This window comes from Nocardia vulneris (assembly GCF_001613425.1).
Taxonomy (GTDB): domain Bacteria; phylum Actinomycetota; class Actinomycetes; order Mycobacteriales; family Mycobacteriaceae; genus Nocardia; species Nocardia vulneris.
Map to the genome: position 1 here is coordinate 103276 of NZ_BDCI01000042.1, position 16342 is coordinate 119617.

The window sequence follows — 16342 nt, forward strand, 5'->3', positions numbered from 1 at the left end:
TTCTGCGCAGCACACAGGCCACGTATCTACCCGACCGGCACATGTTCGCCCTGTGGACATGGACCGGCCAGGACACCGGGCCCGCACCCGACACCGGCGACCGGGAATCCGTCACCCTCGCGGTCCCGACAGGACCGGACGGCACCATCGAAATCAACGAGGTCGACTGCGCGTTGCGCGATCCCCAGACCTTCGCTGAATCGGCCATCGATGACGCGGGCGAATCGGTGCACGCCTGGCAAGCGGCACTGCGCGAGGAGGGGACGGGGGTCGCTGCGGCGCAGGCGGATTCACGTCGGTCGCGCGGCCGCACAGGGGGGTCTGCCACCGACACGGGGGCGGCCATCGGCGCGCAGCCGACGACCAGCACCGATGCGGGGCCCAGCACTGGCACGCAGCCCACCACCGGTACGCAGCCCACCACCGGTACGGGGCCCAGCACTGGCACGCAGCACGCCGCCGAGGCGGAGCCCACCACCAGTGCGGAACCCACCTCCAGCGCGCAGACCACGCCCAGCACGCAGCCCACCACCAGCACGCAGCCCACCTCCAGCGCGGGGCACGCCGCCGGCACGCGACCCGCCGCCGACGTGCAAACCCGCACAGCGCAGGAAAATCCCCGTGCGACAGGCGGTCCGGGCGACGTGGCGGCTGGTCCGGCACCGGCGGCGGGAGCTGCCGCGAATACCGTTGCCGCGGAGAAAGAGTCGCTGTCCGACGTGGCGGACGTGATCCGTCTGCGCGCGGCGGCCTTGCCGATTGCGGCGCATGCCGTGCCGGATGCGGCGGGGACGTCGGTGGTCGCTGCGGAGCGGGCGTTGCGGGTGCTGTACGAAACGCGAGGAGTGGCGGCCGAATTGGCGGTCGCGCTGAAAGCGGAGTTGCGACCCTATCAGGTGCGCGGGGTGAGCTGGTTGCGGGAAACCGTCGCGGCGCACGGCGGGGCCGTGCTGGCCGACGAGATGGGGCTCGGAAAAACCGTGCAGACCATCGGTTTCCTGCACGGGCGAGCGGCGAGCGGGCCGCAGCTCGTGGTGTGCCCCACCTCGCTGGTGGGCAACTGGGCGCACGAGATCGACCGGTTCGCGCCCGGACTGCGCGTAACCGTGTGGCGCGGCGGCGCTATCGCGGCCGAGGCCGGGACGGTCGTCGTCGCGGGATATCCCACCCTGCGGCTGCACGGGCACCTGCTCGGCGAACACCGCTGGGCGACCACGGTTTTCGATGAAGCGCAGGCGCTGAAGAATCCGCGCACCCAACTCGCCAAGGCCGCACGCACACTCGACGCCGAGGTGCGCGTGGCGCTGACCGGCACGCCGGTGGAAAATCATCTGGAAGAACTGTGGGCGCTGCTGAACCTGGTGGCGCCCAGGCTGTTCGGGCATCGCACCCAGTTCCGACGCCGTTTCGTCCGGCCGATCCAGGAAGGGTCGGCGAGCGCGGCGGCCCGGCTGCGCGACGCGATCGAACCCGTCGTGCTCGCGCGGAAAAAGGCACAGGTGGCCGCGTCGCTACCAGCCAAGATCCACACCGACCTGTTGTGCGACCTCACCGGCGAACAGGAGAGCCTGTACGACAGGCTGCTCGATCGCGCCATCGATGACGGCTTCGGCTCCGGCGCCCAGCGGCAGAGCCGGGTGCTCGCGGCACTCACGGCGCTCAAACAGGTCTGCAACCATCCCGGACTGGTCACCGGCGAACTGACCGAGCTGGCGGGCCGCTCCGGCAAGCTCGACCTGTGCGCCGATATCGTCGCCAACAACCTCGAATTGGGTGCTCCCACCCTGATTTTCACCCAGTACCGGCAAACCGGCGAACTGCTCGTGCGCCACCTCGCCGAACAGTTCGAGGTCGCCGCGCCGTTCTTCCACGGTGGACTGGACCAGGCCGAGCGGGCCGCGATCGTCCACGGTTTCCAGGCCGCGGAGGGACCACCCGTGCTCGTGCTGAGCCTGCGCGCGGCGGGCACCGGCCTCACCCTGACCCGCGCCGCCGACGTCATCCACTTCGACCGCTGGTGGAATCCGGCCGTCGAGGCACAGGCCTCCGATCGCGCCCATCGCATCGGCCAGACCCGCACGGTCACCGTCACCACGCTGACCTCGACCACCACCGTCGAAGAACACATCGCCCGGATGCACGACCGCAAGTCCGCGCTCTCGGACCTCGGCGACTCCGCCGGCATCGCCGCGCTGGCCCGGCTCGACGACGACCAGCTGATCGAAATCCTGCGCCGGAAACGGGGGAACTGATGGCGGACAACGAATTCGGCTACACCCTGTGGGGCATGGACTGGGTCCGGCTCGCCGAACCGCTGCGGCAGACCCGGCCCGACCCCCTGCTCCCTCGCGCCCGCAGCATCGCCCGCAACCACGGCATCCAGGCCACCGTCGAGGGCCGCGTCGTCCGCGCGACCCTGCACCGGGGCAGCGAGGCCTCGGTACTCCACCTGGAGGTGGCGCCGCTGCCGCGCACGGCGGTCACCGCCATCAACGCGGTCATCCCCGACACCACCGTCCTCACCGACGACATGCACCGCGCCGCCAAAGCCGCGGGCATCACCGTAGCGCCGGTGCTCGCCGGAACGGACTGCTCGTGCAAGGCGCGCTCCCCCCGCTGCCTGCACATCCTCGCCCTGTACTACGACATGGCGCGCCGGGTAGACGAAAACCCACGCCTGGCACTGGAACTCCAGGGCTATTTCCAAGCAGCACAAGAGGACGACACACCGGCCTCTGCCGAAGCGCCCCGCTGGGTGCCGATCAACACCCTCGACCCCGCAACCTACTTCGCCGCACCAACCGCGCACTAACCGGCCCAATTCTGCGTTCTCGCACCACTTTCGCGTTCTCGCACCCGCTGCGACTGGCTGTAGCCGGTGCGGGAACCCAGAAGTAGTGCGAGAAGCCAGAAGCTGCGCCAGCGCGCGCCTCTGGCGGGCTGGGGGCGTTCCAGTCCGGGGGTGCGTGGGGCGGGATGTGGTGCCTTGCATGTCTTCGCCGCGACCGGGGTAGATACTTGGGGGCCGCGCTTGGAGCGGGCAGCGGGTTGTCGGTCTGCGGTGCCCGACGCCCTCTTCTGCACCCCAAACGGGGTGCGGGACGGCAGAAGTGATGCGTGCGCGGGCGGCGACCGGCGTGCGCAGATGGTGGCGAACGCTCCGGCCGGTGGGGGTCCGGTCCGACCGAGGTGCGCACGCCGGCATCCCTCCTCCTGCGGCGTGCGCACCTCTCCTGAGCGCCCGATCGCACTGTCCTGGTGGCGGATTCGGCTCGGATCGGATCCGCCGATGGCGTCCGGACAGTGTCGGGGCGCTCAGGCGGGGCGGCGGGCACGGAAGCGGAAGCTTCCCTGCCCGATTTCGATTTCCACGTCGGTGAAGCCGATGCGGGTGAGGCGGTCGGCGGCGTGCTCGGGCGGCACCGGCACGCACGTGTCGCCCAGGTGGATGAGCCGGAACAGCCAGCCGTCCAAGCCATCGCTGCCCGCGAACACCCCGCCGGGGCGCAGCACCCGCAGCGCGTCGGCGAACACCCGGTCCTGCTGCAGCGCGGTCGGCACGTGGTGCAGCATGGTGAAGCAGACTACCGAGTCGAATTGTTCTGCGGCGAAGGGCATTTCGGCACCATCACCCTGCACCACGGTCATCGCCGAGCCGTGCCGGGTGCGCAACCGCGCGGCCAGTTCCGGGTCGAGTTCGACACCGGTGAGCGACCCCGCACGAGCGCGCAGCGCCCCCACGTTCGCGCCGTAACCGGGTCCGATCTCGAGCGCACTGGCACCGAGGTCGAGCCCGTGCAACGCCCACGGCACGATCTTGGTCGCGCTGGTCCGTTCCCACCGCGCGGAGCGGCACAGCGCCCGATGGAGCAGGTTCATCGCCATAGCCACGAGGTTAGGAGCGGACAGCGATGACCACTACCGGCTACGGTGACATATTGTGTCGCTGAACGGCCATCCCCGCTTCCAGCCGGTGCCGCCCGGCCCGACGGCGATGGTGTTCGGCGTCGGGCTGCTGCCCGCCGGGTTCTGGTTCGCGACGCACGAGCATCCGCAGCACCAGATCGCCTGGGCCGCACGCGGAGTCATCGCCGTCGAGGTGGGCGACGCCCGCTGGGTGCTGCCGCCCACCCGGGCACTGTGGATCCCCGGCGGCGTCCGGCATCGGACCGGCACCGCGGACGGCGCCGAAATGCGCGGCATCTACCTCGAGCCCGGCCGCTGCCCCGTCACGTTCACGACGCCGACCATGCTCCGCGTCACCCGCCTGCTGCACGAGCTGTTCGACCATCTCGCGGCACCCGGCACCGCCGCCGCCCAACGCGAACGCGCGGAGGCGGTGGTCTTCGATCTGCTGAGCCCGGTCGACGTCGTCCCGATCACGCTCCAGCCCCCGAACGACCCGCGTGCCAAGCAGGTGGCCGACGCGCTGACCCGCGATCCCGCCGACGACCGGACCTTGGCGGCGTTCGCCGCGGCCGTCGCCACCAGTCCTCGCACGCTGGCCCGGCTGTTCGTCGCGGAAACCGGAATCACCTTCGGCCACTGGCGAACTCAGGTCCGTCTCGCCGCCTCGCTGCCGCTGCTGGCGGCCGGCCTGCCGATCGCCCGCATCGCGGGCCGCGTCGGCTACGCCACCCCCAGTGCCTACGTCGCGGCGTTCCGCCGTGCCGTCGGCGTCTCCCCCGGACGTTATTTCACCGGTTGATCACGCGTTGGTGCCACCGTCGACGGTGAAGGTCGCGCCGGTGACGCTGCGACCGGTGTCCCCCGCGAGGAACGCGACCATCGCCGCCATGTCCTGCGGCGCCGCGAAATGACCCAGCGCGGACAGCTGGACTTGCAGGTCGTAGTGCCCGCCGTCGACCGGATTCATATCCGTCACAGTCGATCCCGGCTGCAACAGGTTGACGGTGATCCCCCGCGGACCGAGTTCACGGGCGAGCGCCTTGGTGAAACCGTTCAGCGCCGATTTGCTCAGGTTGTACAGCGAGAGACCGGCGAACGGCGCATGCTCGGACAGGTTGCTGCCGACGCTGACGATCCGGCCACCATCACTCATGTGCGCCACCGCGGCCTGCGCACCGACGAACGCGGCGCGGGCGTGGATGTGCAGCGCGCGGTCGATCTCGTCGACGGTGAACTCCTCGAACGGTTTCGCGGGGAAGATGCCCGCGTTGTTCACCAGGATGTCCAACCGGCCGAGGTCGCTCGCGGTCTGGTGCACGGCACGCACCACCTCCGCGGCGTCGGCGCTGTCCGCACGGTAGGCAACCGCCCGGCCACCGGCTGATTCGATCTCCGCGACAACGGCTTTCGCCTGCACGTCGCGGTTCTGGTAGGTGATGGCCACGGCCGCCCCGTCGGCGGCCAGCTTCCGCGCGATCGCCGCCCCGATGCCCCGGCTGCCGCCCGTCACCAGCGCCACCTTGCCCGTGAGTCCCGACATCGCTCCTCCTATTTCTGTGTCGATCAATACATAAATAGCTAAGCGCACGGCCCCGCTCTGCGTCAAGCGGTATATTTAGTGATCGACACAGAAAGGATCGGGATGGCCGAACGGGGACGACCGCGCGCTTTCGACCGCACCGACGCGCTACGCCGCGCCATGGAGGTGTTCTGGGAGCACGGCTACGAGGGCGCGTCGATGAACGATCTCACCACCGCGATGGGCATCAACTCACCGAGCCTGTACGCCGCGTTCGGCTGCAAGGAGGCGCTGTTCCGGGAAGCCATCGACCTCTACGGGCAAACCGAAGGCGGATACACCGAGCGGGCACTGCGCGAAGAGCCGACCGCGCGCGCCGCCATCGAAGCGATGTTGCGAGACAACGCGATCGCCTACACCGTCGAGGACAAACCACACGGCTGCATGGTGGTGCTGGCCGGCTCCACCTACACCACCCGCAACGAGTCCATCCGCGACTTCCTGGTCGAAAAACGCAGGGGGACAATTGAAGACATCCGCAAGCGACTGGATCGCGGTGTGACGGAAGGCGATCTGCCCGCAGCCACCGACACCGCCGCCCTCGCAAACTTCTACACCACAGTGCTGTACGGCCTGTCGATCCAGGCGCGCGACGGAGTCCCCCTGAAAAGCCTGACCCTGGCGATCGATTGCGCGATGGCCGCATGGCCGACCCAGAACACCTCCCCCGCCACCACAGGCAGCGGCGACCCATAGGCGCACGCCGTGCGCCCGACGCCAACCCTCTCGGCGGCAGACGCTACGCCCGCCACCAGACCGCGCCCGGCGGCAGATGACGCCCAGCAGCACGCCAACGTCCACCACCAGACCGTATGCCCGGCACCAGATTTACGCGACAGGCGGCAGATACGCGCGGCCGGCACCAGACTTGCGCGGCCAGCGGCAGGGCCCGGCAGCAGATGACGCCCAGCAGCACGCCAACGTCCACCGCCAGACCGTATGCCCGGCACCAGATTCGCGCGGCCGGCACCAGATTTGCGCGACTGGCGGCAGATATGCGCGGCCGGCAGCACCCCGCCCGGCACCACGCCAACGTCCACCAACAGATCGCGTGCCCGGCACCAAATTCGCGCGGCCAGCGGCAGATATGCACGGCCGACAGCACCCCGCCCGGCACCACGCCAACGTCCACCACCAGACCGTGTGCCCGGCACCAAATTCGCGCGCAGGCCGCAGATACGCGCGGCCAGCGGCAGGTTTGCGCGGCCGACGGCGGATTTGCGCGGCCAGCAGCACCCCCGCCCGGCTACAGATGACGCCCAGCAGCACGCCAACGTCCACCACCAGACCGCGCCCGGCGGCACCCACCCTCCACCAGCACCCGGACGCCAGGCGGCAGACTGCGCGCCACTGTCTTCCCGCACCCTTTCTGATGTGTCGCACCCGCTGCGGCCTGCCCCAGCGGGTGCGGCACATCAAAACCCGTGCGACACGCCTGCTTACAGGGCGCAAGGCAATACGCCCGTGGGCCAACGACGGCCACGCAGTGGCCGCCCGCCCACTTTCTACCTCCCCGCACCCGCAGCGACCTGCCCAAGCGAGGTAGGTTCACGCGGTGATGGCCGCACTGGTGAGTGGGCGCATTTGGTCAGTCGATCAGGAGGAACTGGTGGCGGAGGCCTCTCGGCCGATGCCGCCACCAATTCCTCCTGATCAACCGCCCAACTCGACACACCGTGCGACACGCCTACCGCCACCCCATCTGAGCCACTGCGAGGCGAACGCAGCGCGCGCGTGGGCCAACGATGATGACCATGCACTGGCCTGCCCACCCACTGCACCTTGCCTACGGCAGCACCTCACGCCCGGCAGGCACCCCACGCCCGGCAGCACCCCATGCCCGGCAGCACCCCACGCCCGGCGACACCTCACGCCCAGCGGCACCCTACCTACGGAGACACGCCGGGCCTGGCCGCACCTCACGCCTGGCGGCACTCGCCACCCGGCGGCACCCCACACCAGCGGCACCCTGCCTCCGGCGGTACCCCGAGCCCGGACGAACCTCACGCTGGCGGCGGCCCTGCCCGGCGGCGCCTACATCCGGCGCAGTGCGGCGATGCGTTCTTCCAGCTGGTCGGCGGAGGCCAAAGCTGTTGGCGGGCCGCCGCATTCGCGGCGCAGCTCGCCGTGGATCACGCCGTGCGGCTTGTTGGTGCGGTGGTGGTGCATGGCGACCAGGCTGTTGAGTTCCCGGCGCAATTCACCCAAACGGTCCGCGGTGGCGACCCGTTCGGACGCGCTCGCGACCTGCGGACCAGGGGCGGGCGTGAAGGTCGTTTCGGCACGGTCGGCGATCTGCTTGGACTGCCGGTCGCGCAGCAGCGCGCGCATCTGGTCGGCGTCGAGCAAACCGGGGATGCCCAAATAGTCGGCTTCCTCGTCGCTGCCCGCGAAAGTCGCTGTGCCGAACGAGGATCCGTCGTAGATCACCTGATCCAGCTCGGCGTCGGCGGCCAGCGCGACGAAGGACTTCTCCTCCTCGCCCGGCTCGTCCTGCTGCTTGTTCGCCTCGATGAGCAGCTCGTCTTCGAGGCCGTCCTTCTCCCGGTGCGGTTTGCCGATCACATGGTCGCGCTGCAATTCCAGCTGCGCGGCCAGATCGAGCAGCACCGGTACCGAGGGCAGGAACACGCTCGCGGTTTCGCCGGGCCGCCGGGCGCGCACGAACCGGCCGATCGCCTGGGCGAAATACAGCGGGGTCGAGGCGCTCGTCGCATACACGCCGACGGCCAGCCGCGGCACGTCGACGCCCTCGGACACCATGCGCACCGCGACCATCCACGGGTCTTTGCTGGCGGCGAACTCGCCGATCCGGTCGGACGAGGACGGATCGTCGGACAGCACCAGCGCGGGCTTGCTACCCGAAATGTGTTCCAGCAGTTCAGCGTAGTCGCGCGCCCGCTCCTGGTCGGTGGCGATCACCAGGCCGCCCGCGTCCGGCATGCCGGTGTTGCGCAGCTGGCGCAGGCGCATATCGGCGGCGCGCAGCACGGCCGAGATCCAGTCGCCCGCCGGATCGAGCGCGGTGCGCCAGGCCCGCGCGGTCTGCTCGGCGTTCAGCGGCTCGCCGAGACGGGCGGTGTGCTCCTCGCCCGCGCTGTCGCGCCAGTGCGCGTCACCGGAGTAGGCGAGGAACACGACGGGCCGGACGACGCCGTCGGCGAGCGCCTCGGAGTAGCCGTAGGCGTGATCGGCGCGCGAACGCGGGAACCCGGACTCGTCGGGCTCGTAGGTGATGAACGGGATCTGGCTGTCGTCGCTGCGGAACGGGGTGCCGGTCAGCGCGAGCCGGCGGGTGGCGTCACCGAACGCCTCGGCGGTCGCCTCACCCCAGCTCTTCGCGTCGCCCGCGTGGTGGATCTCGTCGAGAATAACCAGGGTCCTGCGGTTTTCGGTGCGCACCCGGTGCCGCGACGGATGCGAGGCGACCTGCGCGTAGGTGACTACGACACCGTGATAGTCGCCGGACGTGCCGCCCGCGGCATTCGAGAACCGCGAATCCAGCGCGATGCCGGCGCGGGCCGCGGACTGCGCCCACTGATGCTTGAGATGCTCGGTCGGGGCGACCACGGTGATCTGATCGACGGTGCGGTCGGCCAGCAGTTCGGCCGCGACGCGCAGCGCGAAGGTGGTCTTACCCGCGCCCGGCGTCGCCACCGCGAGGAAATCGCGCGGCTTGGACGCCAGATACTTCGTCAAAGCCCGTCGCTGCCAGGCACGCAGCGACCCGCCACTCGATGTACCGGAGCTGTTCGGTCTGCCCGAAGCCTCGGGTGTTCCCGAATCGCCCGGTGTCTCCGCTTGTCCCGCCACAGCGGCGCCACCCGACCCAGTCACGCACTCGACCCTACTGGCCCGGCACGGCGTGTTGCCAAACCGACGCGGCATGCGCGATCGGCATCACATGTTCACCAGCAGACACGCCCGAATTCACGTGTTGCCCGACGACACGTCGCCCCCGGACTGCGGTACGGATCGGCGATGTAAGCGATGCTGTAGGCACGATGTCCGAGAAGAAGGCCCTGCCGAGCGACCCGCTGCGCACCGACCTACCGTCGCTCAGTGGTGGATTTGCTGCGCGAAAGCTGACCTGGTCGCAGCGCCTGATCCTCGGCGCGCGGCGGGCACGCAGGCAGACCACCCGGCTCATCGTGCGGGTCGCGGTGAAGGCGTGGGACGACTCGATCTTCGCCAAGTCCGCGGCCGCGGCGTTCTGGCAGACGCTCTCGCTGGCGCCGCTGCTGCTCGGCGTGCTCGGCAGCCTCGGCTACGTCGGCGGATGGTTCGGGCCGGACACCGTGCAGATCGTCGAATCCAAGATCATCTCGTTCAGCCGTGACCTGTTCAGTTCCACCGTGGTCTCCGACCTCATCGAGCCCACCGTGCAGGATGTGCTGGGGCGTGGACGCGGTGCGGTGGTGTCGGTCGGTTTCGTGCTGTCGCTGTGGGCCGGGTCCTCCGCGATGGCGACCTTCGTCGACTCGATCGTCGAGGCGCACGATCAGCAGGACGCGCGACATCCGGTGTGGCAGCGCATCTTCGCGCTGCTGCTGTACGTGTTGTTCCTGGTGGCGTCGGTGTTCATTCTGCCGCTGGTCGCGCTGGGACCGACCCTGATCGGACGGGTGCTGCCCGCCGCGTGGCGGGCGACCGGGCTGCGACTGCTGGACTTCTTCTACTATCCCGGCGTCGGGCTGCTGCTGATCGTCGGCCTGACCACCCTGTACAAACTGGCGTTGCACACCTCGCTGCCCTGGCATCGACTGTTCAACGGGGCGCTGGTGGCCGGCGTGTTCTTCATGGCCGCGAGCGAAGGACTGCGACGCTACCTGTCCTGGGTCACCGACACCGGCGTCACCTACGGCGCGCTCGCCACCCCCATCGCCTTCCTCCTGTTCACCTACTTCCTCGGCTTCGCGGTGATCCTCGGCGCCGAATTCAACGCCGCCGTCCAAGAATTCTGGCCCGCCCGCGCCACCCGCATGGAACAGGTCAAGGAATGGATCGCCAACCAACTCAACGGCGACACCGAAGAAGAAACTCCCGCCCCCGACCCCCCGAATCCCACCACCCCCGACCAGAAGTCGAGCACGCCCCCACCCGAAGACCCCAACCCCGTCGAACCAAAAACCGCCTAGCGCGCAGGGTCAAGCGACTCCGGTTACGTTGGCCCACTCGTCAAGGCGCAGCCGGACCCATCGTCGACGCATGGCCCGGGCGATGCACACGTCTCCGTCTTGCGAGTACGACCAGCGCAGGAGCCTGCGAGACAACCACATACAGCAACCAGTCGTAACCACCGAAAGAGGCCACAAGGAGCGCGGGGCCCACGAGGGGCGTGCTGGACGGGGTTCGCACACGAACCACGGCGTCGCGGGCGCGTTCGACGAGGACAGCGGCTCACACGTGGGAGGACGAACTCGCACGTGGGACCATCGCGCGTGGGGCGATATTTGCGGGCGCAGCCCAACTCGCGCAGGGGGACGACGAATCGCGCGCTGCGGGTCGTGCGGCGATACAGCAGGGAAACGGTGTGCGCGCTTGCCGCGCGGGCGCGTTGGGCAGCCGAGGCAAGGCCCAAAGTCACGGTGGATCCAGGCCAAAGAAGCTGGACATGCGTTCACCAGGTAATGGTGGCGGTGGGCTCTCGGGCGATGCCGCCAGGATTACCTGGTGATCAGGTGACCAAGAGCGTCGCGGGAGCACTCGACGGCCGACGGGGTGCGTCGGCCGAGGTGGGGGGACGGCAGGGGTCAGTCGCCCTTTTTCAGGCCGTCGTAGACCTTCTTGCAGTCCGGGCAGACCGGGGAGCCGGGCTTGGGCGAGCGCGTCACCGGGAAGACCTCGCCGCACAGGGCGACGACATGGGTGCCCATGACGGCGCTCTCCGCGATCTTGTCCTTCTTCACGTAGTGGAAGAACTTCGGGGTGTCGTCGCTCGTCGACTCGTCGGTGGTCGAATCCGGGCGAACCATCGTGTCACTACTCACGCACTCCATGATGCCGCATGACAACTTCGCTGCCCAAGAGGACATGGACGTCGGCGACACCCGCCAGATCCGGCGTGTCCCATTCCGCCGGGCTGACCACTGTGTGTGCGGTCGAGCCCGGACAGTGGAAGACTCGACGGCATGCAGCAGCACGGCGACTCCTCCGACGCCGACGACCTCGACGGCTCCGGCCCCGAGGTCACGATGCCCTCCGTTTCTCCGCGCAAAGCCGGGTACTTCCCCGGCAGCGACGACAAACATCCCGTCCTGATCACCGAGGCGCAGCCGTCGCTCGAGGATCAGCACCGCGCCCGGGTGCGCCGCTACACGATCATCATGGCGTTCCGTATCCCCTGCCTGGTGATCGCCGCGATCGTCTACAGCTCGTTCCACAGCGCACTGCTCGCGATCCTGGTCATCGCGGTGTCCATCCCGCTGCCCTGGATCGCCGTCCTCATCGCCAACGACCGCCCGCCGCGCCGCAAGGACGAACCGAGCCGCTGGGACCGCCCCCGCACCGCCATCGAATCACGCCCGCACAACGCCATCGACGGCTGACCTCAGGCATCTCGGCCCCGCTCTCGCCCGCGGAAGCCCGTTACGAAACTGGAGCCCGCCTGCGTCGACCCAGCCGCGGCCGCGCTCCGCCGGCACCGACCGCCCGACCTCCCCGGGACCGCCACCGCACCATCAGCGCCGATCGCCGACCACGTGAGAGTCACCGCCGCATCCCTCTCACGCGGGGACAGCGACCGCTTCGCTCGGGCGGTGGTTGACGAAGGCGGACATCACTGCGGCGGCGGCGCAGAGGGCACCGGCCAGGTACCAGGCGAGGTCGTAGTTTCCGTGGAGGTCGCGGATCACGCCGGCGCCGGTGGCGGCGATCGCGGAGCCGATCTGGTGGGAGGCGAAAACCCAGCCGAAGGCGACGGGCCCGTCGGCGCCGAACAGTTCGCGGCAGAGCAGCACCGTCGGCGGAACAGTTGCGACCCAATCCAATCCGTAGAAGATGATGAACACCCACAGGCTGGGCTGGGTGTGCGGACCGAGCAGCGACGGCAGGATCAGCAGCGACGCGCCCCGCAGCACGTAGTAGCCGACCAGCAGATAGCGCGGGTCGACCCGGTCGGTCAGCCAGCCGGAGAAGATGGTGCCCGCCACATCGAACACCCCGACGACGGCGAGCAGGCTCGCGGCGGCCGTCGGCGGCATGCCGTGATCGTGGGCCGCGCTGACGAAGTGGGTGCCGACGAGTCCGTTGGTCGACGCGCCGCAAACCGCGAATCCCCCGGCCAGCAACCAGAATCCAGGCCGCCGCGCGATCGCGCCGAGCACGGTGAGCGCCCGCCACGCCCCCGCACTCGCCGGCGTGCTCAAACCGACGACGCTGCCTTCTTCCGCGCCGTACGCGGTGACCCCGACATCGCTCGGGAAGTCTCGGATGAACAAGAGCACCAGCGGCACTACGGCCAGCGCGGCCCCGGCGACGATCAGCGACGGCACCCGCCAGCCGTGCGCGTGCGCCAGGGCTGACACGAGCGGCAGGAACACCAGCTGACCGGTCGCGCCCGCCGCGGTGAGCACCCCGGTGACCAGGCCGCGCTGCCGCACGAACCAGCGCCCGGTGATGGTGGCGACGAACGGCATCGACATCGATCCGACCCCGATGCCCACGAGCAGACCCCAGGTGAGCATCAGATGCCACGCCTCGGTCATGAACACGGTGAGCCCGCTGCCCAGAGCGATGAGGACCAGCGCGCACGCCACCACCTTGCGGATGCCGAATCGGTCCATCAGCGCCGCCGCGAACGGCGAAATCAGCCCGTAGAGCAGCAGATTCAACGACACGGCCGCACCGATGGTGCCGTGCGACCACCCGAACTCCGCGTGCAGCGGATCCAGCAGCACGCTGGGTACGGAGCGGAACGCCGCCGCACCGATCAACGTCACGAACCCGACCCCCGCGACCACCCAGGCCGGGTGTAGCCGCCGGCGCTGGATCGAAGCGGTCGGCGGCGTCTGGAGTTCGGTCATCCGCTGAGCGTGCCGGAATTCTGCCCGGGCAACGAGTGGCCGGGAAGCCACAAAACACCAATATCGTGCCACTTCCGACGACACGCCAATGTCCTCGACAGTGGGTGCCGCTTTCCCTAATGTGTCCCGGGGAACAAGACAGGAGAGAACATGATTCGGTGGGTCTGGGCCTTCCTCGACCGCCCCGCACAGCGTTTCGACGACTGCGCCAAGTTCTGGTCCACGGTCACCGGTACCGAACTCTCCGCCCGCCGCGGCGAGCACGACGAATTCCTCACGCTGCTACCCGATCCCGCGCTCTTCGCCGCCGCGGGCGTGAAGATGCAGGCGGTGACCGGACTCGGCGGCGTACACCTCGACTTCGATGTCGATCACATTCCCACCGCGGTGCGCACCGCGCTCGATCTCGGCGCGGATCTGGTCGCGAACCACCCCGACTACGCGGTGCTGCGCTCCCCCGGCGGCCAGACCTTCTGCCTGACCCCGAGCGGTCGCGCCACCAGCACCCCCGCGCCCGCGGTGACCGCCCCCGACGGCACCCTCAGCCGTCTCGATCAGGTATGCCTCGACATCGGCCCCGCCGATCACGCGGTCGAGACCGAGTTCTGGAAGTCGTTGACCGGCTGGACCTTTCAGCAAGGTCGACTGGCGGAGTTCGCCCGGCTGCGCGCCGAACAGCACCTGCCGGTGCAGTTGCTGCTGCAACGCCTCGGCGAAGACCGCACCACCAGCGCACACATAGACCTCGCGTCCAACGACATCGAGGCCACCGCCACCTGGCACGAATCCCTCGGCGCGACCATCGTGCAGCGCTACGACCACTGGATCGTGATGGCGGATCCGGCGGACGCCACCTACTGCGTCACCGCCCGCAACCCGACCACCGGCCTCCTTTAACCACCCGGCCGCCCCCTCAGCTCCCGACACCGGAGCGCAAGCCAACCACGGCCACGTCCCACTCGTCGCGCCGTCCCCGCCCCGTCGTGACCTCTCGCACCCCTTCCGACACTTCGCACGCTCTGTGGCAAGCCACAACGAGTGCGAAAGCACAGAACGGGTGCGAGAACCCATCTCGCATGCTTCCGGCGTGCGTATCGGCACAGCGGACGTGTGCGCGAGTTCGACATTGCGACCACCTCACCGGTTCGGCGCCGGCGCGGTGGCAGAGTACCGAGGTGCCCACGAACCGATCGACCACCACCGAATCCCTGCTCACCGCGCTGTGCCCGGACCTGCGGACGGCGCTGACCCGCGTCCGCTACGACGCCGACACGCTGCTCGAGGTGCTGGGCGAGGACGCGCACGCGGCGCTGGGCCGTTCCGAACCGGTACCGGTGCGCCGCGCGGCCCGCGACGCGGGCGAGCTCGGCACGCTGATCCGGCTGCTGCTGCTCGGCGACCCGATGCCGGAACGCGACGTGGCCGCGGCCCTGGCGCCCGTGGACATCGATCGCGCGATCGCGGCGGGCCTGCTGCGCCGGGCCGGAGACACCGTGCTGGCCGTGCTGGACCTCCGTCCGCTCGACGCGGGCGCGGGCACCCGGTGGATCCTGTCCGATCTCGACGATTCGATGCGCAAGCGCACGCTGAGCGAGGACCACGTGCTCGGCGTCGGCCACGCCTCCCTGTCGCTGTTGCGCGCCACCCCGACCCGGCCTGTCGGTTCCGTGCTGGACCTGGGCACCGGCTGTGGGGTGCAGGCCGTCCACGCGACGTCCTATGCCGACCGGGTGACCGCGACTGACGTGAATCCGCGCGCGCTCTGGCTCGCCGCAGCCACCGCCGCGCTCAACGGCCTGGATCTGGAACTGGTCGAAGGCTCCTGGTTCGAGCCGGTCGCGGGACGCCGCTTCGATCAGGTGGTGGCGAATCCGCCGTTCGTCGTCGGCCCGGCCAGGATCGAGCACACCTACCGGGATTCCGGATTGGCGCTCGACGGTGCGAGCGAGCTGGTGATCGGTCAGGCCGCCGATCTGCTGAACCCGGGCGGCACGGCCGCGATGCTCGCGGCATGGGTGCATGTCGAGGGTGAGGACTGGCGTCACCGCGTCTCGTCCTGGCTGCCCGCGCACGGCATCGATGCCTGGGTCGTGCAGCGCGACGTCGCCGATCCCGCCCTCTATGTCGGCACCTGGTTGCGCGACGCAGGTCTGGACCCGCGCGACACCGCCGCGCAGGCGCGCGCCGATCAGTGGCTCGACGCGTTCACCGCGGCGCAGGTGGAGGGCATCGGGTTCGGCTTCGTCTATCTGCGCGCCATCGACGGACCGACCGAACTGCTCGCCGAAGACCTGACGCACGGTTTCGAGGATCCGCTCGGCGACGAGGTGACGCAGTACTTCGAGCGGTCGGCCTGGCTGCGGGCGGTCGCGGGTGACGAAAACCTGGCCTGGACTTCACGATTCGTGGTGGACCCGGCGACGGCGCTGGAGCGCGTCGCGCTGCCCGGCCCCGAGGGCTGGACGCCGCGGGTGGCGCGGGTGCATCGCGGCGACGGCCCGCGCTGGCAGCACGAGGTGGATGAGACAACCATCTCCCTGCTCGCGGGAATGCGTGCCGACGGCCTGCCGTTGTACGAGCTGATCGAACTGCTGGCGGTTGCCCACGGAGCTGACGACGTGACCTCGGAGTTCGCGGCCGAGGCACTGTCCGTGGTGGCCGGACTGGTTCGCCACGGACTGGTACGGCCGGTGTAAAGACAGCAATCGCGGGTAGGTCGGTGCAGGCATCGGACAGCGACAGTTCCACAACGGCGTGCTTCTCAGGAACTTCTCAGACGAGAGTGATGAAAACCGCACGTCAGAGCGGTTTATCTCAGCCGAGACGGGGA

General features: G+C 69.5%; 13 protein-coding genes. 8 read left to right on the top strand and 5 right to left on the bottom strand.

Annotated features, from left to right (window positions below; genetic code table 11):
- Positions 1 to 41 precede the first annotated feature (41 nt).
- Together NVU01S_RS36255 and NVU01S_RS36260 are read left to right on the top strand one after the other, a co-directional pair.
- Positions 42 to 2252: a DEAD/DEAH box helicase gene (locus NVU01S_RS36255; protein WP_444980757.1), complete on the top strand. Its 2211-nt coding sequence runs from the start codon at positions 42 to 44 to the stop codon at positions 2250 to 2252.
- Positions 2252 to 2812 carry an SWIM zinc finger family protein gene (locus NVU01S_RS36260; RefSeq protein ID WP_043679524.1) on the top strand — a complete coding sequence of 187 codons (561 nt, stop codon included), beginning with the start codon at positions 2252 to 2254 and terminating at the stop codon, positions 2810 to 2812. Before NVU01S_RS36255 ends, NVU01S_RS36260 begins: the two co-directional genes overlap by 1 nt.
- Positions 2813 to 3315: 503 nt before the next feature.
- Here the strand turns inward: NVU01S_RS36260 and NVU01S_RS36265 are convergent.
- Complete coding sequence (locus NVU01S_RS36265; protein ID WP_043679526.1) at positions 3316 to 3885, bottom strand: class I SAM-dependent methyltransferase; 570 nt, start codon at positions 3883 to 3885, stop codon at positions 3316 to 3318.
- 55 nt (positions 3886 to 3940) lie between these two features.
- On the opposite strand from NVU01S_RS36265, the gene NVU01S_RS36270 reads away from it, so the two are divergent.
- The gene (locus NVU01S_RS36270; protein ID WP_156161901.1) at positions 3941 to 4708 is read left to right on the top strand and encodes an AraC family transcriptional regulator; all 768 of its coding nucleotides are present in this window, start codon (positions 3941 to 3943) and stop codon (positions 4706 to 4708) included.
- Here the strand turns inward: NVU01S_RS36270 and NVU01S_RS36275 are convergent, their stop codons facing one another.
- Positions 4709 to 5449, bottom strand: coding sequence for an SDR family NAD(P)-dependent oxidoreductase (locus tag NVU01S_RS36275; protein WP_043679528.1), 741 nt, complete (start codon positions 5447 to 5449; stop codon positions 4709 to 4711).
- Between the two features lie 159 nt (positions 5450 to 5608).
- On the opposite strand from NVU01S_RS36275, the gene NVU01S_RS36280 reads away from it, so the two are divergent.
- Positions 5609 to 6184 (top strand): TetR/AcrR family transcriptional regulator, encoded by a 576-nt coding sequence (locus tag NVU01S_RS36280; RefSeq protein WP_244896325.1) that lies wholly within the window; start codon positions 5609 to 5611, stop codon positions 6182 to 6184.
- Positions 6185 to 7522: 1338 nt separating this feature from the next.
- On the opposite strand, the gene NVU01S_RS36285 is transcribed toward NVU01S_RS36280, so the two are convergent.
- Positions 7523 to 9376: a DEAD/DEAH box helicase gene (locus tag NVU01S_RS36285; RefSeq protein WP_370466265.1), complete on the bottom strand. Its 1854-nt coding sequence runs from the start codon at positions 9374 to 9376 to the stop codon at positions 7523 to 7525.
- A gap of 116 nt (positions 9377 to 9492) precedes the next feature.
- On the opposite strand from NVU01S_RS36285, the gene NVU01S_RS36290 reads away from it, so the two are divergent.
- Positions 9493 to 10626, top strand: coding sequence for a YihY/virulence factor BrkB family protein (locus tag NVU01S_RS36290; protein WP_043679533.1), 1134 nt, complete (start codon positions 9493 to 9495; stop codon positions 10624 to 10626).
- A gap of 615 nt (positions 10627 to 11241) precedes the next feature.
- Here the strand turns inward: NVU01S_RS36290 and NVU01S_RS36295 are convergent.
- Entirely contained in the window at positions 11242 to 11487 is a 246-nt protein-coding gene (locus NVU01S_RS36295) for a DUF3039 domain-containing protein (protein WP_086006299.1), read from the bottom strand.
- Between the two features lie 195 nt (positions 11488 to 11682).
- Between NVU01S_RS36295 and NVU01S_RS36300 the strand changes: the two genes are divergently transcribed.
- Complete coding sequence (locus tag NVU01S_RS36300) at positions 11683 to 12036, top strand: DUF3099 domain-containing protein (RefSeq protein ID WP_029903614.1); 354 nt, start codon at positions 11683 to 11685, stop codon at positions 12034 to 12036.
- Positions 12037 to 12213: 177 nt separating this feature from the next.
- On the opposite strand, the gene NVU01S_RS36305 is transcribed toward NVU01S_RS36300, so the two are convergent.
- Positions 12214 to 13512 carry an MFS transporter gene (locus NVU01S_RS36305; protein ID WP_175068940.1) on the bottom strand — a complete coding sequence of 433 codons (1299 nt, stop codon included), beginning with the start codon at positions 13510 to 13512 and terminating at the stop codon, positions 12214 to 12216.
- Positions 13513 to 13662: 150 nt separating this feature from the next.
- Between NVU01S_RS36305 and NVU01S_RS36310 the strand changes: the two genes are divergently transcribed.
- Both NVU01S_RS36310 and NVU01S_RS36315 read left to right on the top strand, forming a co-directional pair.
- Entirely contained in the window at positions 13663 to 14409 is a 747-nt protein-coding gene (locus tag NVU01S_RS36310) for a VOC family protein (protein WP_043679536.1), read from the top strand.
- A gap of 278 nt (positions 14410 to 14687) precedes the next feature.
- Positions 14688 to 16208, top strand: a complete 1521-nt coding sequence (locus NVU01S_RS36315) for a DUF7782 domain-containing protein (RefSeq protein WP_052281240.1) — start codon at positions 14688 to 14690, stop codon at positions 16206 to 16208.
- The last annotated feature ends 134 nt before the right edge of the window (positions 16209 to 16342 follow it).